Annotated in this window: 40 protein-coding genes; 39 read left to right on the top strand and 1 reads right to left on the bottom strand. The window is 39.4% G+C overall.

Annotated elements, in window-relative coordinates; all coding sequences use genetic code 11:
• Window positions 1-10 precede the first annotated feature (10 nt).
• The 39 genes from fusA (at window position 11) to V7138_RS22010 (ending at window position 24,699) form a co-directional block, all read left to right on the top strand.
• Window positions 11-2,089 carry an elongation factor G gene (gene fusA, locus V7138_RS22200; RefSeq protein ID WP_335401707.1) on the top strand — a complete coding sequence of 693 codons (2,079 nt, stop codon included), beginning with the start codon at window positions 11-13 and terminating at the stop codon, window positions 2,087-2,089.
• A gap of 120 nt (window positions 2,090-2,209) precedes the next feature.
• Window positions 2,210-3,400 carry an elongation factor Tu gene (tuf, locus tag V7138_RS22195; protein ID WP_335401705.1) on the top strand — a complete coding sequence of 397 codons (1,191 nt, stop codon included), beginning with the start codon at window positions 2,210-2,212 and terminating at the stop codon, window positions 3,398-3,400.
• A gap of 780 nt (window positions 3,401-4,180) precedes the next feature.
• Window positions 4,181-4,489: a 30S ribosomal protein S10 gene (rpsJ, locus tag V7138_RS22190; RefSeq protein ID WP_003348621.1), complete on the top strand. Its 309-nt coding sequence runs from the start codon at window positions 4,181-4,183 to the stop codon at window positions 4,487-4,489.
• A gap of 44 nt (window positions 4,490-4,533) precedes the next feature.
• The gene (gene rplC, locus V7138_RS22185) at window positions 4,534-5,163 is read left to right on the top strand and encodes a 50S ribosomal protein L3 (RefSeq protein WP_335401703.1); all 630 of its coding nucleotides are present in this window, start codon (window positions 4,534-4,536) and stop codon (window positions 5,161-5,163) included.
• Window positions 5,164-5,188: 25 nt separating this feature from the next.
• A complete protein-coding gene (gene rplD / locus V7138_RS22180) occupies window positions 5,189-5,812 on the top strand; it encodes a 50S ribosomal protein L4 (RefSeq protein ID WP_116354141.1) in 624 nt (207 codons plus the stop codon).
• Entirely contained in the window at window positions 5,812-6,099 is a 288-nt protein-coding gene (rplW, locus tag V7138_RS22175) for a 50S ribosomal protein L23 (protein WP_077620217.1), read from the top strand. Before rplD ends, rplW begins: the two co-directional genes overlap by 1 nt.
• 26 nt (window positions 6,100-6,125) lie before the next feature.
• Window positions 6,126-6,956, top strand: coding sequence for a 50S ribosomal protein L2 (gene rplB, locus V7138_RS22170; RefSeq protein ID WP_335401701.1), 831 nt, complete (start codon window positions 6,126-6,128; stop codon window positions 6,954-6,956).
• Window positions 6,957-7,013: 57 nt separating this feature from the next.
• Window positions 7,014-7,292: a 30S ribosomal protein S19 gene (gene rpsS, locus V7138_RS22165; protein ID WP_136379910.1), complete on the top strand. Its 279-nt coding sequence runs from the start codon at window positions 7,014-7,016 to the stop codon at window positions 7,290-7,292.
• Window positions 7,293-7,309: 17 nt separating this feature from the next.
• Window positions 7,310-7,651 carry a 50S ribosomal protein L22 gene (rplV, locus tag V7138_RS22160; protein WP_116354137.1) on the top strand — a complete coding sequence of 114 codons (342 nt, stop codon included), beginning with the start codon at window positions 7,310-7,312 and terminating at the stop codon, window positions 7,649-7,651.
• A 3-nt stretch (window positions 7,652-7,654) separates the two neighbouring features.
• Entirely contained in the window at window positions 7,655-8,311 is a 657-nt protein-coding gene (gene rpsC, locus V7138_RS22155; RefSeq protein ID WP_335401699.1) for a 30S ribosomal protein S3, read from the top strand.
• Between the two features lies 1 nt (window position 8,312).
• The gene (gene rplP, locus V7138_RS22150) at window positions 8,313-8,747 is read left to right on the top strand and encodes a 50S ribosomal protein L16 (RefSeq protein ID WP_335401696.1); all 435 of its coding nucleotides are present in this window, start codon (window positions 8,313-8,315) and stop codon (window positions 8,745-8,747) included.
• Window positions 8,737-8,934: a 50S ribosomal protein L29 gene (gene rpmC / locus V7138_RS22145; RefSeq protein ID WP_010285065.1), complete on the top strand. Its 198-nt coding sequence runs from the start codon at window positions 8,737-8,739 to the stop codon at window positions 8,932-8,934. Before rplP ends, rpmC begins: the two co-directional genes overlap by 11 nt.
• Window positions 8,935-8,962: 28 nt before the next feature.
• Complete coding sequence (rpsQ, locus tag V7138_RS22140) at window positions 8,963-9,226, top strand: 30S ribosomal protein S17 (protein ID WP_010285067.1); 264 nt, start codon at window positions 8,963-8,965, stop codon at window positions 9,224-9,226.
• A 46-nt stretch (window positions 9,227-9,272) separates the two neighbouring features.
• A complete protein-coding gene (rplN, locus tag V7138_RS22135; protein ID WP_116354133.1) occupies window positions 9,273-9,641 on the top strand; it encodes a 50S ribosomal protein L14 in 369 nt (122 codons plus the stop codon).
• Between the two features lie 37 nt (window positions 9,642-9,678).
• Window positions 9,679-9,990, top strand: a complete 312-nt coding sequence (gene rplX, locus V7138_RS22130; RefSeq protein WP_335401692.1) for a 50S ribosomal protein L24 — start codon at window positions 9,679-9,681, stop codon at window positions 9,988-9,990.
• 24 nt (window positions 9,991-10,014) lie between these two features.
• Window positions 10,015-10,554, top strand: a complete 540-nt coding sequence (gene rplE, locus V7138_RS22125; RefSeq protein ID WP_335401689.1) for a 50S ribosomal protein L5 — start codon at window positions 10,015-10,017, stop codon at window positions 10,552-10,554.
• Between the two features lie 13 nt (window positions 10,555-10,567).
• A complete protein-coding gene (gene rpsN, locus V7138_RS22120) occupies window positions 10,568-10,753 on the top strand; it encodes a 30S ribosomal protein S14 (protein ID WP_010285078.1) in 186 nt (61 codons plus the stop codon).
• Between the two features lie 30 nt (window positions 10,754-10,783).
• Window positions 10,784-11,182 (top strand): 30S ribosomal protein S8, encoded by a 399-nt coding sequence (rpsH, locus tag V7138_RS22115; protein ID WP_335401687.1) that lies wholly within the window; start codon window positions 10,784-10,786, stop codon window positions 11,180-11,182.
• 28 nt (window positions 11,183-11,210) lie between these two features.
• A complete protein-coding gene (rplF, locus tag V7138_RS22110) occupies window positions 11,211-11,747 on the top strand; it encodes a 50S ribosomal protein L6 (protein WP_335401684.1) in 537 nt (178 codons plus the stop codon).
• Between the two features lie 32 nt (window positions 11,748-11,779).
• Window positions 11,780-12,142, top strand: coding sequence for a 50S ribosomal protein L18 (gene rplR, locus V7138_RS22105; protein WP_335401682.1), 363 nt, complete (start codon window positions 11,780-11,782; stop codon window positions 12,140-12,142).
• Window positions 12,143-12,164: 22 nt separating this feature from the next.
• Window positions 12,165-12,665, top strand: a complete 501-nt coding sequence (gene rpsE / locus V7138_RS22100; RefSeq protein ID WP_335401681.1) for a 30S ribosomal protein S5 — start codon at window positions 12,165-12,167, stop codon at window positions 12,663-12,665.
• Between the two features lie 13 nt (window positions 12,666-12,678).
• A complete protein-coding gene (gene rpmD / locus V7138_RS22095; protein ID WP_335401679.1) occupies window positions 12,679-12,861 on the top strand; it encodes a 50S ribosomal protein L30 in 183 nt (60 codons plus the stop codon).
• Between the two features lie 33 nt (window positions 12,862-12,894).
• Window positions 12,895-13,335 (top strand): 50S ribosomal protein L15, encoded by a 441-nt coding sequence (rplO, locus tag V7138_RS22090; protein ID WP_335401678.1) that lies wholly within the window; start codon window positions 12,895-12,897, stop codon window positions 13,333-13,335.
• Window positions 13,335-14,627 carry a preprotein translocase subunit SecY gene (gene secY / locus V7138_RS22085; protein WP_335401676.1) on the top strand — a complete coding sequence of 431 codons (1,293 nt, stop codon included), beginning with the start codon at window positions 13,335-13,337 and terminating at the stop codon, window positions 14,625-14,627. Before rplO ends, secY begins: the two co-directional genes overlap by 1 nt.
• A 59-nt stretch (window positions 14,628-14,686) precedes the next feature.
• Entirely contained in the window at window positions 14,687-15,337 is a 651-nt protein-coding gene (locus V7138_RS22080; RefSeq protein WP_335401674.1) for an adenylate kinase, read from the top strand.
• Window positions 15,338-16,084: a type I methionyl aminopeptidase gene (map, locus tag V7138_RS22075; RefSeq protein WP_335401672.1), complete on the top strand. Its 747-nt coding sequence runs from the start codon at window positions 15,338-15,340 to the stop codon at window positions 16,082-16,084.
• 166 nt (window positions 16,085-16,250) lie between these two features.
• Window positions 16,251-16,469 (top strand): translation initiation factor IF-1, encoded by a 219-nt coding sequence (infA, locus tag V7138_RS22070; RefSeq protein WP_010285101.1) that lies wholly within the window; start codon window positions 16,251-16,253, stop codon window positions 16,467-16,469.
• Between the two features lie 32 nt (window positions 16,470-16,501).
• Window positions 16,502-16,615: a 50S ribosomal protein L36 gene (gene rpmJ / locus V7138_RS22065; protein ID WP_003156543.1), complete on the top strand. Its 114-nt coding sequence runs from the start codon at window positions 16,502-16,504 to the stop codon at window positions 16,613-16,615.
• Between the two features lie 23 nt (window positions 16,616-16,638).
• The gene (rpsM, locus tag V7138_RS22060) at window positions 16,639-17,004 is read left to right on the top strand and encodes a 30S ribosomal protein S13 (RefSeq protein WP_335401671.1); all 366 of its coding nucleotides are present in this window, start codon (window positions 16,639-16,641) and stop codon (window positions 17,002-17,004) included.
• 19 nt (window positions 17,005-17,023) lie between these two features.
• The gene (gene rpsK, locus V7138_RS22055; RefSeq protein ID WP_335401669.1) at window positions 17,024-17,413 is read left to right on the top strand and encodes a 30S ribosomal protein S11; all 390 of its coding nucleotides are present in this window, start codon (window positions 17,024-17,026) and stop codon (window positions 17,411-17,413) included.
• A gap of 277 nt (window positions 17,414-17,690) precedes the next feature.
• Complete coding sequence (locus V7138_RS22050; RefSeq protein ID WP_335401667.1) at window positions 17,691-18,635, top strand: DNA-directed RNA polymerase subunit alpha; 945 nt, start codon at window positions 17,691-17,693, stop codon at window positions 18,633-18,635.
• 121 nt (window positions 18,636-18,756) lie between these two features.
• Window positions 18,757-19,119 (top strand): 50S ribosomal protein L17, encoded by a 363-nt coding sequence (gene rplQ / locus V7138_RS22045; protein ID WP_116354123.1) that lies wholly within the window; start codon window positions 18,757-18,759, stop codon window positions 19,117-19,119.
• Window positions 19,120-19,432: 313 nt separating this feature from the next.
• Entirely contained in the window at window positions 19,433-20,272 is an 840-nt protein-coding gene (locus tag V7138_RS22040; RefSeq protein WP_335401665.1) for an energy-coupling factor ABC transporter ATP-binding protein, read from the top strand.
• Complete coding sequence (locus V7138_RS22035) at window positions 20,248-21,123, top strand: energy-coupling factor ABC transporter ATP-binding protein (RefSeq protein WP_335401663.1); 876 nt, start codon at window positions 20,248-20,250, stop codon at window positions 21,121-21,123. The genes V7138_RS22040 and V7138_RS22035 overlap by 25 nt, the downstream gene beginning before the upstream one ends.
• A complete protein-coding gene (locus V7138_RS22030; protein WP_335401661.1) occupies window positions 21,120-21,911 on the top strand; it encodes an energy-coupling factor transporter transmembrane component T family protein in 792 nt (263 codons plus the stop codon). Before V7138_RS22035 ends, V7138_RS22030 begins: the two co-directional genes overlap by 4 nt.
• Before the next feature lie 8 nt (window positions 21,912-21,919).
• Complete coding sequence (gene truA, locus V7138_RS22025) at window positions 21,920-22,672, top strand: tRNA pseudouridine(38-40) synthase TruA (RefSeq protein ID WP_335401659.1); 753 nt, start codon at window positions 21,920-21,922, stop codon at window positions 22,670-22,672.
• Window positions 22,673-22,844: 172 nt separating this feature from the next.
• Window positions 22,845-23,282: a 50S ribosomal protein L13 gene (rplM, locus tag V7138_RS22020; RefSeq protein WP_335401658.1), complete on the top strand. Its 438-nt coding sequence runs from the start codon at window positions 22,845-22,847 to the stop codon at window positions 23,280-23,282.
• 20 nt (window positions 23,283-23,302) lie between these two features.
• Window positions 23,303-23,695 (top strand): 30S ribosomal protein S9, encoded by a 393-nt coding sequence (rpsI, locus tag V7138_RS22015; protein ID WP_335401655.1) that lies wholly within the window; start codon window positions 23,303-23,305, stop codon window positions 23,693-23,695.
• 284 nt (window positions 23,696-23,979) lie between these two features.
• A complete protein-coding gene (locus V7138_RS22010; protein WP_335401652.1) occupies window positions 23,980-24,699 on the top strand; it encodes a UTRA domain-containing protein in 720 nt (239 codons plus the stop codon).
• Window positions 24,700-24,741: 42 nt separating this feature from the next.
• Here the strand turns inward: V7138_RS22010 and V7138_RS22005 are convergent, their stop codons facing one another.
• The gene (locus V7138_RS22005; RefSeq protein ID WP_335401650.1) at window positions 24,742-26,478 is read right to left on the bottom strand and encodes an amylo-alpha-1,6-glucosidase; all 1,737 of its coding nucleotides are present in this window, start codon (window positions 26,476-26,478) and stop codon (window positions 24,742-24,744) included.
• Window positions 26,479-26,573 lie beyond the last annotated feature (95 nt).

The following is a 26,573-nucleotide window of genomic DNA, read 5'->3' as shown; positions in this document are numbered from 1 at the left end:
AAAGACCCAAATGGCAAGAGAGTTCTCCTTAGAAAAGACTCGTAATATCGGTATCATGGCACACATCGATGCTGGTAAGACAACAACAACCGAGCGTATCCTTTATTATACTGGTAAAATTCACAAACTTGGTGAAACCCATGAAGGTGCGTCTCAAATGGACTGGATGGAGCAAGAACAAGAACGTGGTATCACAATTACATCTGCAGCAACAACTGCATCATGGAAGGGTCACCGCGTCAACATCATCGATACACCAGGACACGTAGACTTCACAGTTGAAGTTGAACGTTCACTTCGTGTACTTGATGGTGCTGTAACTGTTCTTGATGCACAATCTGGAGTTGAGCCACAAACTGAAACAGTTTGGCGTCAAGCTACAACTTACGGTGTTCCAAGAGCTGTATTCGTAAACAAAATGGACAAGATTGGTGCTGACTTCTTATATTCAGTAAGCACACTTCATGACCGTCTTCAAGCGAATGCACACCCAATCCAATTACCAATTGGTGCAGAAGATCAATTCCGAGGTATTATTGACCTTGTTGAAATGAATGCAACAATCTACGGTAATGACTTAGGAACTGATGTTGAAGTAGTTGAAATTCCTGAAGAATATCAAGACCAAGCAAATGAGTACCGTGAAAAGCTTGTAGAAGCTGTAGCGGAATTAGATGAAGAGTTGATGGAAAAATACCTTGGTGGAGAAGAAATCTCTAATGAGGAATTGAAAAAAGCAATTCGTACTGCAACACTTAAGGTAGAATTCTACCCTGTAATGTGTGGTACTGCATTTAAGAACAAAGGTGTTCAAAAAATGCTAGATGCTGTTATCGACTATCTTCCAGCACCAACAGATGTAGCATCTATTCAAGGTCATGATGCTGATACTGGAGAAGAAATTGAACGTCATTCAGACGACAGTGAGCCATTCTCGGCACTTGCGTTCAAAGTAATGACTGATCCTTTTGTTGGTAAGTTAACATTCTTCCGTGTGTATTCAGGTACATTAAACTCTGGATCATACGTGAAAAACTCAACAAAAGGCAAGCGTGAGCGTATTGGACGTATCCTTCAAATGCACGCAAACCACCGCCAGGAAATTTCAACTGTTTATGCTGGCGACATCGCTGCGGCTGTTGGATTGAAAGATACTACAACTGGAGATACATTATGTGATGAAAAGGATAATGTAATTCTTGAATCCATGACATTCCCAGAGCCGGTTATTCAACTTTCTGTTGAACCGAAATCAAAAGCTGACCAAGATAAAATGTCTACAGCTTTACAAAAGCTTCAAGAAGAAGACCCAACATTCAGAGCTCACACTGACACTGAAACAGGACAAACAATCATCGCTGGTATGGGTGAGTTACACTTAGATGTCCTAGTGGATCGTATGAAGCGTGAATTCAAAGTAGAAGCAAACGTTGGTGCTCCACAAGTTGCGTACCGTGAAACTTTCCGTCAATCTGCACAGGTTGAAGGTAAATTCGCTCGTCAATCAGGTGGACGCGGACAATACGGACACGTTTGGATCGAATTCTCACCAAACGAAGAAGGAAAAGGCTTCGAATTTGAAAATGCGATTGTTGGAGGGGTTGTTCCACGTGAATACATCCCTGCTGTACAAGCTGGTTTAGAAGACGCTCTAGATAGAGGGGTTCTAGCTGGTTATCCGTTAGTTGACATCAAAGCAAAGCTTTATGATGGTTCATACCATGATGTTGACTCAAGTGAAATGGCGTTTAAGATTGCCGCTTCTATGGCACTTAAGAACGCTGCAGCAAAATGTCAACCAGTTATACTTGAACCTGTAATGAAGGTTGAAGTTGTTATTCCTGAAGAATACATGGGAGACATTATGGGTGGTATCACTTCTCGTCGTGGACGCGTTGAAGGTATGGAAGCTCGCGGTAATGCACAAGTAGTACGTGCGATGGTTCCACTATCTGAAATGTTTGGTTATGCTACATCTTTACGTTCTAACACACAAGGACGTGGAGTATTTACAATGCATTTTGATCACTACGAAGAAGTACCAAAATCAATTTCTGAAGAAATTATCAAAAAAAATAAAGGTGAATAATTGATTTTCACCCAAACATCAAGTATAACTACTTATGTAGGCCTCGAAAGTGGTTACAAGCCACTTTCGGGAATTCATACTTAATATATTAAATTACAAATACTTAAGGAGGCTTTTCAAATGGGAAAAGAGAAATTTGACCGTTCGAAACCACATGCTAATATTGGTACAATTGGACACGTTGACCATGGTAAAACAACTTTAACAGCTGCTATCACTACTGTTCTTGCTAAAAGAAGCGGTAAAGGTGCAGCGATGGGCTATGACCAAATCGATGGTGCGCCTGAAGAACGTGAACGTGGTATCACAATCTCAACTTCACACGTTGAGTATGAAACTGATAACCGTCACTATGCACACGTTGACTGCCCAGGACACGCAGACTACGTTAAAAACATGATCACAGGTGCTGCACAAATGGACGGCGGTATCTTAGTAGTATCTGCTGCTGACGGCCCAATGCCACAAACTCGTGAGCACATCCTTCTATCTCGTCAAGTAGGTGTTCCTTACCTAGTTGTATTCATGAACAAATGTGACATGGTTGACGACGAAGAATTATTAGAATTAGTAGAAATGGAAGTTCGTGACCTTCTTTCTGAATACGAATTCCCTGGTGATGATGTACCAGTAATCAAAGGTTCTGCTCTTAAAGCTCTTGAAGGAGAAGCTGAGTGGGAAGAAAAAATCATCGAATTAATGGCGGCTGTTGACGAGTACGTTCCAACTCCAACTCGTGACACTGAAAAGCCATTCATGATGCCTGTTGAGGATGTATTCTCAATCACAGGTCGTGGTACAGTTGCTACAGGTCGTGTTGAGCGTGGACAAGTTAAAGTTGGTGACGTTGTAGAAATCATCGGTTTAACTGAAGAGCCTAAATCAACAACTGTAACAGGTGTTGAAATGTTCCGTAAGCTTCTTGACTATGCCGAAGCTGGTGACAACATTGGTGCACTTCTTCGTGGGGTTTCTCGTGAAGAAATCCAACGTGGTCAAGTACTTGCTAAGCCAGGTACAATCAAGCCACACCAAAAGTTCAAAGCTGAAGTTTACGTTTTATCAAAAGAAGAAGGTGGACGTCACACTCCATTCTTCTCAAACTACCGCCCACAGTTCTACTTCCGTACAACTGATGTAACTGGAATTTGTAACCTTCCAGAAGGCGTAGAAATGGTAATGCCTGGTGACAACATCGAAATGACAGTTGAACTAATCGCTCCAGTTGCAATCGAAGAAGGAACTAAGTTCTCAATTCGTGAAGGTGGACGTACAGTAGGCGCTGGCGTTGTTGCTACAATCACTGAGTAATAACTATATGTTTTCAAAAACAGGCGGTTGATCCCGCCTGTTTTTTTGTCCAGTTTCTTCTATATATATGTGTGTTGAAACGTATATTGGCAGAGTTCAAATCAATGGGACAATCGGACAGGGATTAATGAAAATTAAGTAACTCGAGTCCAAATGCATGTGTCATTTGGACAGCATGAATGAATTTTAGAAGAAGTGAGTCCAAATCAAGTGATCATTAGGACAGAGATCAATGAAAGTTCAGTGCTTGAGTCCAAATGAATGCCCCATTCTGACAGCGTGAATGAATTTTTAGAAGAACTGAGTCTAAATTGAGTGGTCAAATGGACAGGGATCAATGAAAGTTCAGTAGCTCAAGTCCAAATGAACAAGTCATTTTGACAGCAGGGCCGAAATTTAGTAGAACTGAGTCCAAAACAAGTGGTCATTCGGACAGCAATCAACGATAATCCAGACGCGCGAGTCCAAATCCAGCTGTCATCTGATCAAAATCAATCATACTCCAGTATGAATTACCAAAATCTAACGTGAAAATAAATCGTGACTTTTGTTGAAATCCCCATTTATGGTGTGTATAATTGAAAAAGTGCGAAAGACATGCATAAAACTAAGAATTATGTTGCATTTCGTATTTGTTTTCTATATAATAGACAATGTTGGTCTTTGACTGCGATGATGTGGAAGGTTGCTGATACACCCGGCCGCTTTGCCATGGCGAGTGTAAGGAAATTTCCACGGAGAAGGTCTATTTTAAAAATAGGCGATAAAGGAGGGAAAATAATGGCAAAACAAAAAATTCGTATTCGTTTAAAAGCATATGATCATAGAATTCTTGATCAATCTGCAGAAAAAATCGTAGAGACAGCAAAACGTTCTGGTGCGGCAGTTTCTGGTCCAATCCCACTTCCAACTGAGAAGTCTGTTTATACGATTCTTCGTGCTGTTCACAAGTACAAAGATTCTCGTGAGCAATTCGAAATGCGTACACACAAACGCTTAATCGACATCATTAACCCAACACCACAAACTGTTGATTCATTAATGCGTTTGGACTTACCATCTGGTGTTGACATTGAAATTAAACTTTAATTCTAAAATGAAATAAATTGTAAAAATTATAGGAGGTGTGACTAATGACCAAAGGAATCTTAGGAAGAAAAATTGGTATGACTCAAGTATTCGTAGGTAATGGCGAACTTATCCCTGTAACTGTAATCGAAGCTGCTCCAAACGTAGTTCTTCAGAAGAAGTCAGCTGAAACTGACGGCTATGAAGCAGTTCAAATCGGTTTCGAAGACAAGAGAGAAAAGCTTTCAAACAAACCTGAAAAGGGTCATGCATCAAAAGCAAACACTGCACCTAAGCGCTTCGTTCGCGAACTACGCGGAGTTAACTTAGATGAGTTTGAAGTTGGTCAGGAAGTCAAAGTTGATATCTTCGCTGAAGGAGATATTGTAGATGTAACAGGAATTTCAAAAGGTAAAGGATTCCAAGGTGCAATTAAGCGCCACGGACAATCTCGCGGACCTATGAGTCACGGTTCACGTTATCACCGTCGTCCTGGTTCAATGGGACCTGTAGCTCCAAACCGTGTATTTAAAAACAAACTTCTACCTGGTCGTATGGGTGGAGAACGTATCACAGTACAAAACTTAGAGATCGTGAAAGTAGATACAGAACGTAATCTTCTTCTAGTAAAAGGTAATGTACCTGGTGCGAGAAAATCTGTTATTACAGTAAAAAGTGCTGTTAAAGCAAAGTAATTTACTAGGAAAGGAGGACATTTGAATGCCTAAAGTATCATTGTATAACCAAACTGGTTCAGCTGTTGGAGAAATCGAATTAAACGATTCTGTATTCGGTGTTGAACCAAATCAACAAGTTTTATTTGATGCAGTTATCATGCAAAGAGCTTCCTTACGTCAAGGAACTCATAAAACAAAGATTCGTTCTGAAGTAGCAGGCGGAGGTCGCAAACCATGGCGTCAAAAGGGTACTGGTCGTGCTCGTCAAGGTTCAATCCGTTCACCACAATGGCGTGGCGGTGGAACAGTATTTGGTCCAACTCCAAGAAGCTATAGCTACAAATTACCTAAAAAAGTACGCCGTTTAGCAATCAAATCAGCATTATCAACAAAGGTATTAGAGGAAAACATTTTAGTACTAGACAATCTAGTATTAGAAGCTCCTAAAACAAAAGACATGGTTGCGGTACTGAAAGGATTAAACGTTGATCGCAAAGCGTTAATCGTAACTGCAGATGTAAATGAAGCAGTAGAACTTTCAGCTCGTAATATTCCTGGAGTAACTGTTGTTGCTGCAAATGGAGTAAGTGTTCTTGATGTTCTAAACCATGATAAGCTTGTGATTACTAAAGCTGCGGTGGAAAAAGTAGAGGAGGTGCTCGCATAATGAAAGATCCTCGTGATATTATTAAGAGCCCTGTTATTACTGAACGTTCATCAGACTTAATGGCTGAAAAAAAATACACATTTGATGTTGACGTGAAATCTAACAAAACTGAAGTTAAAGATGCTATAGAGCAAATTTTCGGTGTGAAGGTTGAAAAAGTAAACATCATGAACTACAAAGGTAAGTTCAAGCGTGTAGGACGTTACAGTGGATATACAAATCGTCGCAGAAAAGCAATTGTTAAATTAACTGCTGATAGCAAAGAAATCGAATTCTTTGAAGTTTAATTTTATAGAGAAGGAGGGAAATAGAGATGGCGATTAAACATTACAAACCAACCTCTAATGGTCGTCGTGGTATGACAACACTAGATTTCGCAGAAATCACTACTGACAGACCAGAGAAATCATTACTTGCACCTTTAAACAAAAAAGCTGGACGTAATAATCAAGGTAAAATAACAGTACGTCATCAAGCTGGCGGACATAAGCGTCAATACCGTATCATCGACTTCAAACGTGATAAAGATGGTATACCTGGACGCGTTGCTACGATCGAATACGATCCAAACCGTTCAGCAAACATTGCATTAATCAACTATGCAGATGGAGAAAAACGTTACATTATTGCTCCAAAAAACCTAAAAGTAGGTATGGAGGTAGTATCAGGACCTGAATCTGATATTAAACTAGGTAACGCACTTCCATTAGTAAACATTCCAGTTGGTACAGTAGTACACAATATCGAATTAAAACCTGGTAAAGGTGGTCAATTAGTTCGTTCAGCTGGTACTTCTGCACAAGTACTTGGTAAAGAAGGTAAATATGTTCTAGTTCGTTTGAATTCTGGTGAAGTTCGTATGATTCTTGGAACTTGCCGTGCAACTGTAGGTCAAGTTGGGAACGAACAACATGAACTTGTTAACATTGGTAAAGCAGGTCGTTCACGTTGGTTAGGTAAACGTCCAACTGTTCGTGGATCTGTAATGAACCCTAACGATCACCCGCACGGTGGTGGTGAAGGTAAAGCACCTATCGGACGTAAGTCACCTATGACTCCATGGGGTAAACCAACTCTTGGTGCGAAAACTCGTAAGAAGAAAAACAAGTCAGATAAATTTATCGTACGTCGTCGTAAAAAATAACGGGATTGTGCTACGGTTCGTTGGAACCGTAGGTCAATCACGAAGGGAGGTTCACTTATGGGACGCAGTTTGAAAAAAGGACCTTTTGTAGATGATCACTTAATGAAAAAGGTTGAAAATCAAAACGGATCTGAAAAGAAACAAGTTATTAAAACTTGGTCACGTCGTTCAACGATTTTCCCACAATTCATCGGTAATACAATAGCTGTATATGATGGTCGTAAGCATGTACCGGTTTATGTTACTGAAGATATGGTAGGTCACAAACTTGGTGAATTTGCACCAACTCGTACTTACAAAGGCCACGCAAGTGACGATAAGAAAACAAGACGCTAATGAGAGGAGGATTATCTATGCAAGCTAAAGCTGTTGCGAGAACAGTTCGTATTGCTCCTCGTAAGGTTCGTTTAGTAGCAGATTTAATTCGAGGCAAGCAAGTAGGTGAAGCAATCGCAATCCTACGTCATACACCAAAAGCTGCTTCTCCTATTGTAGAAAAAGTATTAAATTCTGCGATTGCGAATGCAGAGCATAACTACGAAATGGACGCTAATAACCTAGTTATTACTGAAGCATATGTAAATGAAGGTCCAACATTAAAAAGATTCCGTCCAAGAGCTATGGGACGTGCAAGTCAGATTAACAAGCGCACTAGCCACATTACAATCGTGGTATCAGAAAAGAAGGAGGGATAAGTAGTGGGTCAAAAAGTTAATCCAATAGGAATGCGTGTTGGTATCATCCGTGACTGGGAGTCAAAATGGTACGCAGGCAAAGACTATGCAGATTTATTACACGAAGACATTAAAGTTCGCGAATACATCGCAAAACGTTTAAAAGATGCTTCTGTTTCAAAAATTGAAATTGAACGTGCAGCTAACCGTATTAACGTTACTGTCCATACTGCTAAACCTGGTATGGTAATTGGTAAAGGTGGTACAGAAGTTGAAGCGCTTCGTAAAGCATTAAACCAATTAACAGGTAAGAGAGTCCACATCAACATCCTTGAAATTAAAAGAGCTGATCTTGATGCAACTCTAGTAGCTGAAAATATTGCTCGTCAATTAGAAAATCGTGTATCATTCCGTCGTGCTCAGAAACAAGCAATTCAACGCACAATGCGTGCTGGTGCACAAGGTATTAAAACACAAACTTCAGGTCGTTTAGGCGGAGCTGATATTGCTCGTGCTGAACACTATAGTGAAGGAACAGTTCCACTTCACACTCTTCGTGCAGACATCGATTATGGTACTGCAGAAGCTGATACTACTTATGGAAAAATCGGTGTAAAAGTATGGATCTATCGTGGAGAGGTCCTTCCTACGAAGAAGAAAACTGAGGAAGGAGGAAAATAATATGTTATTACCAAAACGTGTGAAATACCGCAGAGAACACCGTGGAAAAATGCGTGGTCAAGCAAAAGGTGGTACTGAAGTACATTTCGGTGAATACGGTTTACAAGCTCAAGACGCTTCTTGGATTACAAACCGCCAAATCGAAGCTGCTCGTATCGCGATGACACGTTATATGAAACGTGGCGGTAAAGTTTGGATCAAAATTTTCCCATCTAAACCATATACATCAAAACCTCTAGAGGTACGTATGGGTTCCGGTAAAGGTGCTCCTGAAGGATGGGTAGCAGTTGTTAAACCTGGAAAAGTATTATTTGAAATTGCAGGTGTATCTGAAGAGATTGCTCGTGAAGCACTACGCCTAGCAGCTCATAAACTACCAGTTAAAACTAAGTTTGTAAAACGTGAAGAAATTGGTGGTGAATCAAATGAAAGCTAATGAAATCCGTGACCTTACCACTGCCGAAATAGAACAAAAAGTAAAATCATTAAAAGAAGAGTTATTTAACCTTCGCTTTCAACTAGCTACTGGTCAACTTGAGAATACTGCACGTATTCGTGAAGTTCGTAAATCGATCGCTCGTATGAAAACAGTAGTCCGCGAAAGAGAAATCGGTCGTAAATAATCGATAACCAGGAAGGAGGTCTACGATAGTGAGTGAACGTAACCAACGTAAGGTTTACACTGGACGTGTTGTATCTGACAAAATGGATAAAACAGTTACCGTTCTAGTAGAAACTTATAAAAAGCATTCTCTTTACGGGAAACGCGTAAAGTATTCAAAGAAATTTAAAGCACATGATGAAAACAATGTTGCAAAAACTGGCGACATCGTAAAAATTATGGAGACTCGCCCATTATCTGCTACAAAACGCTTCCGTCTTGTTGAAGTAGTAGAAAAGGCAGTTATTATCTAATTATATTTGTTCGGATCAATCAATAATCCGAAGGGAGGTTTCATGAATGATTCAACAAGAAACTCGTTTGAAAGTTGCCGACAACTCAGGAGCACGTGAGGTACTTACTATTAAAGTATTAGGTGGTTCTGGTCGTAAAACAGCAAATATTGGTGATGTTATTGTATGTACAGTAAAACAAGCAACACCAGGTGGCGTTGTTAAAAAAGGTGACGTAGTTAAGGCTGTAGTTGTACGTACGAAGCGTGGTGTACGTCGTAATGACGGAACATACATCCGTTTTGATGAAAATGCTTGTGTTATTATCCGTGACGACAAGAGTCCACGTGGAACTCGTATCTTCGGTCCGGTAGCACGTGAATTACGTGATAGTAACTTTATGAAAATTGTTTCACTAGCTCCAGAAGTATTATAATTCGAAATCGATTGGCCTTTAAGGAGGTGCGAAATAGATGCATGTAAAAAAGGGTGACAAGGTACAGGTTATTTCAGGGAAAGATAAAGGTAAACAAGGTGTGATCCTTGAAAGCTACCCAAAGAAAGACCGTGTTCTTGTAGAAGGCGTTAATATCGTAAAGAAACACTCAAAACCGTCTCAAGCGAATCCACAAGGTGGTATCATTAGCCAAGAGGCACCTATTCATGTATCAAATGTATTGCCATTAGATCCTAAGTCTGGTAATCCAACACGTGTTGGTTACAAAGAAGTTGATGGCAAAAAGGTACGTGTATCAAAAAAATCTGGTGAAGTTTTAGATAAATAGTAAACGAAGAAAGGAGGTAATTACATGAACCGCCTAAAAGAAAAGTTTCAAAAAGAAATTACACCTGCTCTAATGAGCAAGTTTAACTATAAGTCTGTTATGCAAGTTCCGAAAGTAGATAAAATCGTGATCAACATGGGCGTTGGTGACGCAGTTCAAAACTCTAAAGTATTAGATAACGCAGTAGAGGAATTAGCTGCTCTAAGTGGACAGAAACCAGTTGTAACTAGAGCTAAGAATTCAATCGCTGGTTTCCGTCTTCGTGAAGGAATGCCGATCGGTGCGAAAGTTACACTACGTGGTGAGCGTATGTACGAATTCCTAGATAAGCTTGTTTCTATCTCACTTCCACGTGTACGTGACTTCCGTGGTGTATCAAAGAAATCATTTGATGGCCGTGGAAACTACACTTTAGGTGTAAAAGAACAATTAATTTTCCCTGAAATTGATTACGATAAAGTAAGTAAAGTTCGTGGTATGGATATCGTTATCGTAACTACTGCAAATACTGACGAAGAAGCTCGTGAGTTATTAACAGCATTCGGTATGCCGTTCCAAAAGTAAAGGAGGCGAAAACGTGGCTAAAAAATCAATGATTGCGAAACAAAAACGCACACAGAAATTTAAAGTACAAGAGTACACTCGTTGCGAGCGTTGCGGCCGTCCACACTCTGTATTACGTAAATTTAAATTATGCCGTATTTGTTTCCGTGAACTAGCTTATAAGGGTCAAATTCCTGGTGTAAAAAAAGCAAGTTGGTAAACCCCGAATTGGGAAGGAGGTAAAAATACTATGGTGATGACAGATCCAATTGCAGATATGCTTACTCGCATCCGTAATGCGAACATGGTTCGTCACGAAAAACTTGAAATCCCTGCATCAAACATCAAAAGGGAAATCGCTGAAATCTTAAAACGTGAAGGTTTCGTTCGTGATGTTGAATTTATTGAAGATGACAAACAAGGTATCATCCGTATCTTCTTAAAATACGGTGCAAACAATGAGCGCGTAATTACTGGCCTTAAGCGTATTAGTAAGCCTGGTCTACGTGTATATGCAAAGTCTAATGAAGTACCACGTGTGTTAAACGGTTTAGGAATCGCGATCGTTTCAACTTCACAAGGTGTATTAACTGATAAAGAAGCTCGTCAAAAGCAAGCCGGCGGAGAAATATTAGCTTACGTTTGGTAATAGCTTGATAAGAATGGAGGTGTAGTACATGTCACGTATTGGTAAAAAACCAATCGAAATACCAACTGGTGTTACTGTAACTTTCAGCGGTAATACTGTTACTGTAAAAGGACCAAAAGGCGAATTAACTCGTGCTTTCCATCCTGATATGCAAATCAATGTTGAAGACAACGTGATCAACGTTGCTCGTCCAACTGATAATAAAGAACACCGTGCTCTTCACGGCACAACACGTAGCCTACTTGGAAACATGGTTGAAGGTGTATCCAAAGGTTTTGAAAGAGGCTTAGAGCTAATCGGGGTCGGATACCGTGCTCAGAAAGCTGGAAATAAGCTTGTATTAAACGTTGGATATTCTCATCCTGTAGAAATCGTTCCAGAGACAGGCGTTGAAATCGATGTTCCATCTAACACTAAGATTATTGTTAAAGGTATCGACAAAGAACGTGTTGGAGCGTTAGCTGCTAATATTCGTGGTGTACGTCCGCCTGAGCCTTATAAAGGAAAAGGTATTCGCTACGAAGGTGAATTTGTTCGTCGTAAAGAAGGTAAAACTGCGAAGTAAGCCTTTTTAGGTAAAAGAAAGGAGAGACGTAAATGATTACGAAACAGGATAAAAATGCAGTTCGTAGAAAAAGACATGCTCGTGTTCGTTCTCGTGTTTCAGGAACTGCTACTCGTCCTCGCTTAAATGTGTTCCGTTCAAACAAACACATTTACGCTCAATTAATCGATGATGTTAACTCTGTAACAATCGCAAGTGCTTCTACATTAGATAAAGAGCTTTCTATCGAAGGTGCTGGTAACGTAGATGCAGCTACAAAAGTTGGCGAATTAGTTGCAAAGCGCGGAATTGAAAAAGGAATCAAAGAGGTTGTATTTGACCGCGGAGGTTACTTATATCACGGACGTGTTAAAGCACTAGCAGAGGCTGCTCGTGAAGCTGGATTACAATTTTAATTAAAAAGGAGGGACATTATAGATGCGTCGCATTGATCCAAATAAATTAGAACTTGAAGAACGCGTAGTTACCGTTAACCGTGTTGCTAAGGTTGTAAAAGGTGGACGTCGTTTCCGCTTTGCAGCACTAGTAGTAGTTGGTGATAAGAACGGACATGTTGGATTTGGAACTGGTAAAGCACAAGAAGTTCCAGATGCAATTCGTAAAGCAATTGAAGATGCTAAAAAGAATCTAATCTCTGTACCAATGGTTGGAACAACAATTCCTCACCAAGTAATTGGACAATTTGGAGCAGGAGAAGTATTCCTAAAGCCTGCTTCTGAAGGTACTGGAGTTATCGCTGGTGGACCAGTTCGTGCGGTATTAGAACTTGCTGGTATTGGTGATATCCTTTCTAAATCTTTAGGTACGAATACTCCAGTAAATATGATTCGTGCAACACTACAAGGTTTAGGACAATTAAAGCGTGCTGAAGAAGTAGCTAAGTTACGTGGTAAATCAGTAGAAGAACTGTTAGGATAGGAGGGAAAACATAATGTCAAAGAAATTAGCAATCACCCTCACTCGCAGTGTCATTGGACGTCCTGAAGACCAACGTGTAACTGTTCGTACTCTTGGATTGAAAAAATTACATCAGACTGTTGTTCTTGATGATAATGCTGCGATTCGCGGTATGATTAATAAAGTTGCTCACCTAGTTACGGTTAAAGAACAATAATTCGATTTTTTTCTGAAATAAGGAGGTGCCCAAATGAAACTTCATGAATTACAAGCAACTGAAGGGTCCCGTAAAACACGTAATCGTGTAGGACGTGGAACTGGTTCAGGTAATGGTAAAACTGCTGGTAAAGGTCATAAAGGTCAAAATGCACGTTCAGGTGGCGGTGTTCGTCCTGGATTTGAAGGTGGTCAAATGCCTTTATTCCAACGTTTACCAAAACGTGGTTTCACAAACATCAATCGCAAAGACTTTGCAATTGTTAACCTTGAAACATTAAATCGTTTTGAAGACGGAACAGAAGTAACACCTGAACTATTAATTGAAACTGGTGTTGTAAGTAAACTTAATGCTGGTATTAAGGTCCTTGGTAAAGGTACTCTTGATAAAAAGCTAACAGTTAGAGCTCACAAATTCTCCTCTTCTGCTCAACAAGCGATTGAAGCTGCTGGCGGAACAACTGAGGTGATCTAATGTTTCAAACAATCTCCAATTTTATGCGCGTTGGTGATATAAGAAACAAAATTATATTCACCTTACTTATGTTAGTAGTATTTCGAATCGGCACCTTTATTCCAGTACCAAATGTCAATGCCGATGTTTTAAAAGCGACTGATAGCAATACAGCGTTTGGCCTCTTAAATACATTTGGTGGTGGAGCATTGTTTAACTTCTCAATCCTTGCGATGGGAATCATGCCTTACATTACTGCATCAATTATCATTCAATTGTTGCAAATGGACGTTGTTCCAAAATTTACGGAATGGTCTAAGCAAGGAGAAGTTGGACGTCGTAAATTAGCACAGTTTACTCGCTATGGAACAATCGTGCTTGGTTTCATCCAAGCATTGGGTATGTCATACGGCTTTAACAATATGTCAAATGGAATGTTAATTGTAAATCCAAGCATCGGAACGTATTTATTAATCGCTGTTGTATTAACTGCTGGTACTGCATTTCTAATGTGGTTAGGTGAACAAATTACAGCGAAGGGCGTCGGAAACGGGATTTCTATTATAATTTTCGCTGGTATTGTTGCCGGTATTCCTACAGCTGTAAATCAAATCTATATTCAACAATTTGAAGATGCAGGAGATCAATTATTCCTTAGCATCATCACTGTTGTTTTACTGCTAATTGCAATTATAGCTGTTGTCGTAGGTGTAATATTCGTACAACAAGCTTTACGTAAAATTCCAATACAATATGCAAAGCGGTTAGCTGCTAATAGCCCGGTTGGAGGACACTCCACACATTTACCATTAAAAGTAAATGCGGCTGGTGTTATTCCTGTAATCTTTGCAGTTTCCTTCATTATCACACCACCGACGATCGCATCGTTCTTTGGTCCTAATGCGGTAACTGAATGGATTCAAAAATATTTTGATTATACCCAACCTGTGGGAATGATCATTTATATCGCGCTAATCATTGCGTTCTCATATTTCTATACATTTGTTCAAGTGAATCCTGAGCAAATGGCAGATAATTTGAAAAAGCAAGGCGGCTACATTCCAGGGATTCGTCCAGGAAGAAATACGCAAGAATATGTAACAAAAATTCTGTATCGATTGACTTTTGTTGGTTCTATTTTCTTAGCAGCAATTTCTGTTCTTCCTGTATTCTTTATAAAATTTGCGAATTTACCGCAGTCTGCACAAATTGGTGGAACTAGTTTGCTTATCGTTGTCGGTGTTGCACTTGAGACAATGAAGCAACTTGAAAGTCAGCTTGTAAAACGTCATTATAAAGGATTTATCAAATAAGGTTCTGGGAATGTTCTTTCCCAGCACCTCTAAGATAAGAGGCTGAGGGGGCAAATCACTTGAACTTAGTATTAATGGGGCTTCCGGGTGCGGGTAAAGGCACTCAAGCTGAAAGAATCGTAGAAAAGTACAATATCCCTCATATCTCAACAGGAGATATGTTCCGTGCTGCAATAAAAGATGGAACAGAACTAGGACTTCAAGCAAAATCTTTTATGGATAAAGGTGAGCTTGTTCCTGATGAAGTTACGATCGGAATTGTCCGTGAGCGATTAAGCAAAGATGATTGCAACCAAGGATTTTTACTTGATGGATTTCCACGTACCGTTCCACAAGCAGAAGCACTTGAGGCAATCCTTACTGATCTCGGTAAGAAGATTGATTATGTGATTAACATAGAAGTTGATTCTGATATTTTACTCGAGCGACTAACTGGTCGTCGTATTTGTAAGGATTGTGGTTCTACCTACCACTTAGTATTCAACCCACCTAGTCAGGAAGGGACATGCGATAAGTGTGGTGGAGAACTATATCAGCGTGCCGATGATAATGCGGAGACAGTTGGGACTCGTCTTCAAGTGAATATCGAGCAATCTAAGCCACTTCTTGACTTTTATCAGGAAAAGGGCTATCTACGTAATATCGATGGACAACAAGAAATTAACAAAGTTTTTGGTGATGTAGAGGAGCTCCTTGGGGGATTAAAGTAGATGATAATCTGTAAGTCACCTAGAGAGATTGAGATAATGCGCGAAGCCGGTAGGATCGTTGCATTGACACACCAAGAATTACAAAAATATATTGCTCCAGGGATTTCAACGGAAGAACTGGATACAATTGCTGAAAAGTTTATTCGTGGATATGATGCAATTCCTTCTTTTAAAGGGTATAATGGTTTTCGCGGTAGTATCTGTACTTCTGTAAATGAAGAGTTGGTACACGGTATCCCGGGTAATCGCGTCTTAAATGATGGAGATATTATAAGTATTGATATCGGCGCCGAGTACAAAGGATATCATGGTGATTCAGCTTGGACATATCCGGTTGGTACGATTTCACCTGAAAATCAAAAACTTCTTGAAGTTACAAAGGAATCCCTTTATAGAGGATTAGAAGAAGCAAAACCTGGTGTGCGTCTTTCAAATATTTCTCATGCAATTCAAGTTTATGTCGAGTCACATGATTTTTCGATTGTTCGTGAATATGTTGGTCACGGTGTAGGCAAAGAATTACATGAGGAACCACAAATTCCACATTTCGGTCCTCCTAATAAGGGACCACGTTTAAAACCAGGAATGGTACTTGCCGTTGAACCGATGGTAAATGCAGGTAGTCGATACGTGAAGACGTTAGCAGATAACTGGACTGTTGTAACAGTCGATGGCAAAACGTGTGCGCATTTTGAACATACGATTGCTATTACAGAAACAGGGTATGAGATCTTAACAAAATTGTAAGGCACAAACCCTATTCATGAATAACATTCATCTAATTTTTGATTACGTATCTCCGGAAGTTCAGAGCAGTATTAACAAAACTGGTCGATGGCAAACGTTGAAGTCCTGAGTGTATCGAAGTTTGTCAATGAGCAAGTTACTGATTTGAAGAAGGGAGAACATTCCAATGGCGAAAGACGATGTAATTGAAGTTGAAGGTACTGTTGCAGAAACATTACCTAATGCAATGTTTAAAGTTGAATTAGAGAATGGTCATACTGTTTTGGCCCATGTTTCTGGTAAAATTCGCATGCACTTTATTCGTATTTTACCTGGAGACAAGGTTACGGTTGAATTATCACCTTATGACTTGACTCGCGGTAGGATTACGTACCGTTTTAAATAAATGCGCTCCGAACTATCAAGGAGGTTTGAAAAATGAAAGTGAGACCATCAGTAAAACCTATCTGCGAAAAGTGTAAAGTTATTCGTAGAAAAGGTAAAGTAATGGTAATTTGTGAAAACCCAAAACATAAACAAAAACAAGGCTAATTAATAAGGAGGTGTACGTCTAAATGGCACGTATTGCTGGTGTTGATATTCCACGTGAAAAACGTGTAGTTATATCATTAACATATATTTTTGGAATCGGACGTCCAACTGCACAAAAAATCTTAGCAGAAGCTGGTGTTTCTGAAGATACACGAGTTCGTGATCTTACTGAAGACGAACTAACTAAGATTCGTGAAATCGTTGACCGTTACAAAGTAGAAGGTGACCTTCGTCGTGAAGTTTCACTTAACATCAAACGTTTAATCGAAATCGGTTCTTACCGTGGTCTACGTCATCGTCGTGGATTGCCTGTAAGAGGTCAAAATACTAAAAATAATGCTCGTACACGTAAGGGACCTCGTCGTACTGTAGCGAACAAGAAGAAATAGTAAGGGAGGTAATGGATAAATGGCACGTAAAACGAATACTCGTAAACGTCGTGTAAAAAAGAATATTGAAACTGGTGTAGCACACATCCGTTCAACATTCAACAATACGATCGTAACAATTACAGATGCACACGGAAATGCAATCTCTTGGTCAAGTGCTGGTGCTCTTGGTTTCAAAGGTTCACGTAAATCTACTCCATTTGCTGCACAAATGGCTGCTGAAACAGCTGCTAAAGCTTCAATGGAACATGGTATGAGAACTCTTGAAGTAACTGTAAAAGGCCCTGGCGCAGGACGTGAAGCTGCAATTCGTGCTCTTCAAGCTGCTGGTCTTGAAGTTACAGCTATTAAAGATGTTACTCCAGTACCACATAACGGATGTCGCCCACCAAAACGTCGTCGTGTGTAACATTAGCGGACGTATTTGATCTTTTTTCTGTATAAGATTTATTATCCATGGCTATAATGGATTAATGGGTTTTGATAAACTTTTTTATTCTTATAAGTGTAACAACGGCGTGAGTGAGGTCGATTCACGAATCGCCATGTTTTGTTTATAAGTTCTTTACAGAATGAATCGAGTTGTTGTTGTGCACAGATAGGGAACTTAACTATTGGGAATTTCGGTTAGACGTCAATGATCATGGTCTAGCCGAGGTTTCGACGTTTTGAAGGAGGGTTTATAAATGATCGAAATTGAAAAACCAAAAATCGAAACGGTTGAAATCAGCGAAGATGCCAAATACGGTAAATTCGTCGTCGAGCCACTTGAGCGTGGATATGGAACAACTTTGGGTAACTCCTTACGTCGTATCCTATTATCTTCTCTTCCTGGTGCCGCTGTAACGTCTATTCAAATAGACGGGGTACTACATGAGTTCTCAACAATCGAAGGCGTCGTCGAAGATGTAACATCTATAATCTTAAATGTGAAGAAATTAGCTCTTAAAATCTACTCTGATGAAGAGAAGACTCTTGAGATTGATGTTCAAGGTGAAGGTCCGGTTAAAGCTTCTGACATCACACATGACAGTGATGTTGAAATCTTAAACCCAGATCTACACATTGCAACACTTGCTAAGGACGCACATTTTCGTGTGAGATTTACTGCGAAGCGTGGACGAGGATATTCTCCGGCTGATGCGAACAAACGTGAAGATCGACCAATCGGTGTAATCCCGATTGACTCCATCTATACTCCAGTTTCACGTGTTAATTACCAAGTGGAAAAGACACGTGTTGGACAGGTCGCAAACTTTGACAAACTGACTTTTGATGTTTGGACTGATGGTAGTACTGGTCCAAAAGAAGCGATTGCACTGGGTGCGAAAATCCTAACAGAACATTTAAATATTTTTGTAGGATTAACGGATGAAGCTCAAAATGCAGAAATTATGGTTGAAAAAGAAGAGGATCAAAAAGAGAAAGTCCTCGAGATGACAATTGAAGAGTTAGATCTCTCAGTTCGTTCATATAACTGCTTAAAGAGAGCAGGAATCAATACGGTTCAAGAACTTGCTCATAAAACTGAAGAGGATATGATGAAGGTACGTAACCTTGGTCGTAAATCTTTAGAAGAAGTTAAGGCTAAACTAGAAGAGCTTGGTTTAGGTTTACGTAAAGATGACTGACTCGTTTTGAATTATGCGGATTAGAGGCGTCTTTCTTACACGTTCAGTCATACTTGTTACAAGAGCCTAGTTATCTAATGCTTTGTCTTTCATAATAATTCAACAAAGGAGGGAATACCTCATGTCATACCAAAAATTAGGACGTACAAGCGCGCAACGTAAGGCGTTATTACGTGACCTTACTACTGACTTAATCATCAATGAGCGTATCGAAACAACTGAAGCTCGTGCGAAGGAATTAAAATCAGTTGTAGAAAAAATGATTACATTAGGTAAGCGTGGTGACCTTCACGCTCGTCGTCAAGCAGCATCTTACATCCGTAATGAAGTTGCAAACGAAGAGTCTGGTCAAGATGCGCTACAAAAATTATTCAGTGACATCGCAACTCGTTATGAAGAGCGTCAAGGTGGATACACTCGTATCATGAAACTTGGACCTCGTCGTGGTGACGGTGCACCAATGGTTATCATTGAGTTAGTTTAATTCTTTACATTAGAGGGGCGGGACAGTTTATTAAACTGGTCTAAGCCCTTTTTATTTTATATTTATTATTTTTCGAAAAAGATAGAATTATCTACAAATAATAATTTACTCTCCTTATTGATTACGCACAATATAAACATACTTCTCCTGAAATATTGGAATAACACGCTTTTATTCCCTTGACAGATAAGGAAGAAACGAATAATTTTGAAGGTAGTAAGTTGAGATGAGAAACATTTTATTTCTATGGAAATAATTTATTTAACACTGTGCAAATGTGTGATGACACATTTGACTTAAGTGGGGGATGAGCATGAGTGAAAACCTTTTGGTCGTGGATCAGATAAGCTATAAATATGCAGAAAACACGAGGTTTGCATTGGAAAACCTATCATTCTCTGTTCAAAAAGGAGAATGGCTTGCGATTGTCGGCCATAATGGCTCTGGTAAATCCACATTAGCGCGAATTCTAAATGGGTTATTGTTACCTCAAACAGGCAGCGTAACGATTGAGGGCATCAAGCTAAACGAAGAGTCTATATGGGATATTCGCAGGAAAATTGGCATGGTGTTTCAGAATCCAGATAACCAATTTGTTGGAACCACGGTTAAAGATGATATTGCTTTCGGGATGGAAAATAACGGATTGCCTCGCGAAACGATGCTTTCTCGTATTGAAAGAGTGATTGATCTGGTAAAGATGGGGGAATTTCTTGAGCATGAGCCGCATCAGCTCTCAGGAGGTCAAAAGCAAAGGGTAGCAATTGCGGGGGTTCTTGCGGTCCAACCGGATTTAATTATTTTAGATGAGGCAACCTCGATGCTGGATCCTATTGGGCGCACAGAGGTGTTAGAAACAATACGAGAAATCAAAAATGAAAGTCAAATCACGGTGATGTCAATCACTCATGATTTAGAGGAAGCAGCAAGAGCTGACCGAATGATTGTGATGAACCAGGGACGCTTATTTGCTGAAGGAAAGCCAGAGGAAATTTTTGCATTAGATGATAAGCTTGTTGAAATCGGATTAGATTTACCATTTTCTGTAAAGGTATCTAAGAAACTACGATCAATTGGCGTTCCTCTTTCTAAGAATCATATAACAGAAGAAAGCTTGGTGAATGAGTTATGGACATTACAATCGAAAAACTAGAGCATCGTTACCAGATTCGTTCACCCTTTGAAAGACTAGCATTATATGATGTGAATGCGGAAATAAAGTCTGGTTCATACACCGCTATTATCGGCCATACGGGCTCCGGAAAATCAACGATACTTCAACATTTAAATGGACTCTTGCAGCCAACTTCTGGTTCGATTACAATCGGTGACCGTACCATTACATCAAAGCAAAAAGAAAAAAATCTTAAGCCTCTTCGAAAAAATGTCGGGGTAGTGTTTCAATTCCCTGAACACCAACTGTTCGAGGAAACGGTTGAGAAAGATATTTGTTTTGGTCCGTTAAACTTTGGTGTGCCATTAGATGAAGCACAGAACAGAGCACGACAGACAATAAAAATGGTGGGGCTTACGGAAGAGTATTTAACGAAATCACCTTTTGATTTGAGTGGCGGTCAAATGAGACGGGTGGCGATTGCTGGAATCCTGGCTATGAACCCACAAGTACTCGTTTTGGACGAGCCTACTGCAGGATTAGATCCGCGTGGCCGGTATGAAATTATGGAAATGTTTTATAAGCTCCACAAAGAGCGAAGGCTTACGACTGTTCTTGTAACCCATAGCATGGAGGATGCTTCCCGATATGCCGATCAAATTCTTGTTATGGAAAAAGGAACTATTAAATTTCAAGGAAGTCCTATTGAGATTTTTTCAAATCCCGAGCAGGTTCTACATTTGGGGTTGGACGTACCAGAAGCAGTAAGATTGAAAGGGTTGCTTGAGGATAAATTAGGCATTGAGATTCCACCGATGGCAAGTTTATCAGTCAATGAAATTGTTCGCTATGTCGGAGAAGCCTTTAAAGATAAGGGGGCCAGTCAATGAACATCATAATAGGTCGCTATATACCAGGTAACTCCCCCCTACATCGAATGGACCCTCGGGCCAAGCTCTTATTAATTTTCTTTTATGTGTTTATTGTCTTTATCGCGAATTCAGTTCTAACCTACGCACTTTTGGGGATTTACACCTTAACAATTGTACTGCTAACAAAGGTCCCCTTACGCTACATTCTGTCGGGGTTGAAACCAATTTTATGGGTTATCCTGTTTACCTTCATTCTCCATATCTTTTTAACGAAAGAAGGAGACGTCTTAGTCGACTTTGATTGGCTTCAGGTTTATGAAGGCGGAGTGAGACAGGGGATATTTATCTCTTTACGGCTATTATATTTAATTATTATGACCACAATATTAACACTAACTAGTACGCCAATTGAGATAACCGATGGCATGGAAAGTTTATTATCACCGTTTAAAAAAATTGGACTTCCTACACATGAACTTGCACTGATGATGTCGATTTCACTTCGATTTATTCCGACATTAATGCAAGAAACAGAGAAGATTATGAAGGCACAGGCTGCACGTGGTGTCGAATTTACGAGTGGTCCGATTAAGGACCGAATGAAGGCTATTGTTCCTTTATTAATTCCTTTGTTTATTAGTTCATTTAAACGTGCGGAGGAACTTGCAATCGCTATGGAAGCTAGAGGCTATCGTGGTGGAGAAGGACGAACAAAGCTGCGTTTATTACAGTGGCGTGGCCTTGATACACTGATGCTCGTGTTGTTATTTGCAACAGCAGCTATACTATTTTTATTACGTGGATGAGGGAAAAGATGAGTCGGTATAAATGCATCATTTCGTATGATGGGACCCAGTTTTCAGGTTACCAGGTACAACCGAATAAACGAACCGTTCAATCGGAGTTCGAATATGTTTTACAAAAAATGCATAAAGGGGAGCACATAAAAATTGTCGCTTCTGGTCGAACCGATGCAAATGTTCATGCCCTTGGACAAGTCGTTCATTTTGATTCACCTTTGACAATCCCTGTCGAAGGGTGGAGAAAAGCCCTGAATTCGATGCTCCCGGAGGACATTCGAGTTCAGACTGTAGAAAAGGTCGATCCAGATTTTCATGCGCGTTTTGATGTAAAAGCGAAGGAATACCGGTATCGACTGTGGACTAATGAAGAGCCAAGCGTTTTTAAACGCCAATATACTTATCATTATCCATATTCACTAAACCTTCAAGCCATGAAAGAAGCTGCTTCTTTTTTAGAGGGTACACATGATTTTACTAGCTTTTGTGCATCCAAGACAGAAGTGCAGGATAAGGTTCGTACGATTTATCAAATAAAAATGGAAAAACTTGACGATGAACTCATTTTTTCATTTATTGGAAGTGGTTTTTTGTATAATATGGTACGAATAATAATGGGTACTTTACTAGATGTTGGAAGTGGCCAAAAAGATGCAAAAACGGTACCGTCTATATTGACTGGAAAAGACCGATCGCTAGCAGGAAAAACGGCTCCCGGCCATGGTTTATACCTATGGCAGGTGTTCTATGAAGAATGGAAGGAATAGGAAGTTAGAAAAATGTTATAACAACTAATCCTGGTGTAACATTTTCTTGACAATACACCTTGAAAGTTATATTATATTTTAGGTATGATATTTAAACCCCACGTTAAAGCCCCGGAACTTTAATCGTGATTAAATACAATATGAAACGTTAGTGAAATTAGGAGGGAAACTCATGCGTACAACATTTATGGCTAATGCTAGTAATATAGAACGCAAATGGTATGTTGTAGATGCTGCAGGCAAAACTTTAGGTCGTTTATCAACTGAAGTTGCAACATTACTTCGTGGAAAACACAAACCAACTTATACACCACATGTTGACACTGGTGATAATGTGATCATTATCAACGCTGAAAAAATCGAATTAACTGGTAATAAGCTACACGATAAGCTTTACTACCGTCACAGCCAATATTCTGGCGGATTAAAATCAAGAACTGCGTTAGAAATGCGCACAAACTATCCAACAAAAATGCTTGAACTTGCAATCAAAGGAATGCTTCCAAAAGGTTCACTTGGCCGTCAAATGGCGAAGAAATTGCACGTTTATGCTGGAAGCGAACATCCACATCAAGCACAACAACCTGAAGTTTACGAACTTCGCGGTTAATTAATAAGGAGGGTATTAATTTGGCACAGGTACAATATTATGGCACTGGTCGTCGTAAGAGCTCTGTTGCACGTGTACGTTTAGTTCCTGGCGACGGACGTATTGTTATCAACGGTCGTGACATTGCAGAATATATTCCATTCGAAGCTTTAAGAGCAGTTGTAAATCAACCTCTAATTGCTACTGAAACTGTAGGACGTTATGACGTTCTTGTAAATGTAAATGGTGGTGGTTACACAGGTCAAGCTGGCGCAATTCGCCACGGTATCGCTCGTGCGTTACTACAAGCTGACCCTGAGTTCCGTCCATCATTAAAATCAGCTGGACTATTAACACGTGACCCACGTATGAAAGAGCGTAAGAAATACGGTCTTAAAGGCGCTCGTCGTGCACCTCAGTTCTCAAAACGTTAATCTTAATAAAAACATTGATTTATCAACGTTTACAGGCTATTTCATCTATGATGAGGTAGCCTGTTTTATTTTGCCTTAAAACTGGCCATGTAAATTGAAAATAGTTATTTTACGTAAAAAATAAATGAATAAAATTTTAATGATATACTTGTAATAAAGAACGGTATGAAGATAGTATGAGATTTGAAGTTGTTACCCTGTTAATCCAAGTATAGAAAGATTCTGAAGAAGAAAAACCTATGTTTTTATTTTCTTTGAAACTATATAGGGCATAGGAGGCTATTATGTCAGGTATAAAGTACGAAAAAATATATGAAGATTTAAAGAGGAAAATTGAGCAAAATGTTTACCATTATCAACAATTCATTCCTTCAGAGAACACATTAGTTAAAAAGTATGGGTGCTCAAGAAACACATTACGAAGAGCAATCGGAAACCTTGTGGACGATGGATATGTTCAAACCAAACAAGGAAAAGGTGTCCGTGTTATTTATCAGGACTTCGGAAAAAATGAATATATGTTCGGTGAGACGGAAACATTTAAGGAGTTTGCTATTCGAAACCATAAAAAGCATCGGACGGAAGTCATCGTCTTTGAGGAATTGGTGGTAGATCAAAACCTTCATGAGCAAACCAGGTTTCCAATTGGTGTTGTAGTGTATCACCTAAAGCGTGTCCGTTATTTAGAAGGAAATCCGGTCATCATGGACTATAATTATTTTAGGAAAGATATTGCTAAAGGATTAACGTTGGAGATAGCGGAGGATTCAATTTATGAATTCTTAGATAGAGAGCTGGACCAGCGAGCGGTCACTGCAAAACGAAAAATGGTGGTAGAAAGAACAAATGAATTGGATGAAAAATATTTAGAGCTAGATGGATTTAATAGTGTAGTCGTTGTAACTAGTCATATTTTTAATGCGGATGGTGTGATGTTTGAATATACCATGTCTAGGCATACTCCAAGTAACTTTGTGTTCTTCGACCAAACACAACGAAAATAAGAAAGTGTACGAGATAAAGCTTCTCGCACACTTTTTTTGTTATTACTTCGCCAGTTTTTTTGCTAAATGGATAAATACGCTTGACGTCCATGTATGAGCAAGGTCTCGCAAACCTCTTCCTGTTTCAGCATGGAAGTTCTCTGCAAATCCCCCATTTTTACATAGTTCAAGAAACTTCTCAGTTAGTTCATTCGCTAATTCTTGTTCTCCGCATTCTTCAAATGCCTCTATAAAAAGGAGAGTGGTAGGAGCCCAAATTGGTCCTCTCCAATAGGCATCCTCATCATAATAGGGACTGTCAATGGCTTCTGATGCGATTCCCCACTTCGTTAAATACCTTTCACTCTTTAGAATATTGATGATGTTCTTTTTAGTAGCTTCAGGAAGTTTGTTTGCCAAGATGATTGATATTAAAGGCAGGATTCCATCGCTTTCAATGACTTTACCGTCCCTTGTATATCGAGCGACTGGAAGGTCCTCAACAAGGAAATAGTCGCAAAACTTCTGTGTGTATTTTACGGATTGTTCTTCCCAGTATTTTTTATCTTGATCTCTATCAAGTTTTTCTGCCACAACAGCAAGCATATCCATCGATTTTATCAAGAAAGCAGTTAAGTCTGGTGAATCGATAATGTCTGCATTTTTGAATACCGTACTGTTGTCCTGTCCAGAATCATTACCGTGATGGTATTCGCAAATCCCGTCACCATTGAAATCTTTGTATCGGAGATAAAATTCAACATGTCTACGAATCTGAGTAAAGATTTTCTCTAACTGTTCAGTAGTCAAGGTCATTTTTTCCATCATCTTTAATACAAATAATCCTTGTACAGGCGGCTTTGAGAAATTCCAGCGGATGGTTGAATCACTTATAGAACCAGGGATTTGGCCTTTGTCGTCCTGATAATCGAATAATAATTGAATTTGATCCCATGCAAGTTCATCATCAACACCCGCGAGTGCTAATGCATTGAATGCATTATCCCAACTCCAAACTCCTGGAAAGTTCGAGTTTGACATATATATAGCTTTTCTTTTCAATAACCCTTGTTCATTCACTACACATGTCCAATTTAGATAAGCAGCATCTCTTAGTGTTTGTTGATATCTTTTTGGAACAATTGGGTGCTTAGATAAGAAATTCAGAAAATGATTGGTGCTCTTATTCAATGCATCTTCAAACTTGTACTCTCGTTTTTCCGGAATTGCTCCGTTCGTAGCAATGTCTTCAATGACACATAAGAATTCATTTGAATCTTTCGTTGAGGTGATTTGGATACTCGACAGGTTATCTGCTTTGTTTGTGCTGCCTGTCGTATCGATGAATACGTTTTGTTGAAGTGATACTGATCCCTGAGGTGCAAAGACCATGTATTTTGTGAGATTCTTGTAGCTGTTTACAATGCAATATTCTTCACCAGTGTTACCTAAAAGATAGTTATATTCGAAGTTGAAAATTGGTTGGGTATCCAGTGTCAAACCAACATTATCCCCTTGTCCTTTTACAAAAACTCTTTCAGCATCTTCAAAGCATAAATAGATTTTACCGCCATCAAATGACAGGACAATCTTAAATCCGTCAGCTTCATAGGTGAATTCAACAGGAGTCCCATTTATTGTCGGGATAACTTTAAGAGCATTTTGATGATGTTTGGATTTTCCCTTTACTGAATTTATATATAGCCCATTTTTCTCAGGGCTTGGATTCTCTTGGTATGTGACTGCCATGTAAGAACCATAATGACTCATAGGTGTGACCCGTATATCCAAAGTGAACACTCCTCTTTTAAATTTTTTATTGACAACCAAATATACTGTACTATAATTAACTTGTTTAAACAAGTTGAAAATTTATAGGGATTAGTTAGATTGGA

The organism is Bacillus sp. JJ1533 (genome assembly GCF_036965045.1).
Taxonomy (GTDB): Bacteria; Bacillota; Bacilli; order Bacillales; family Bacillaceae_L; genus Ferdinandcohnia.
This window is presented reverse-complemented; position numbering and strand designations above follow the sequence as displayed.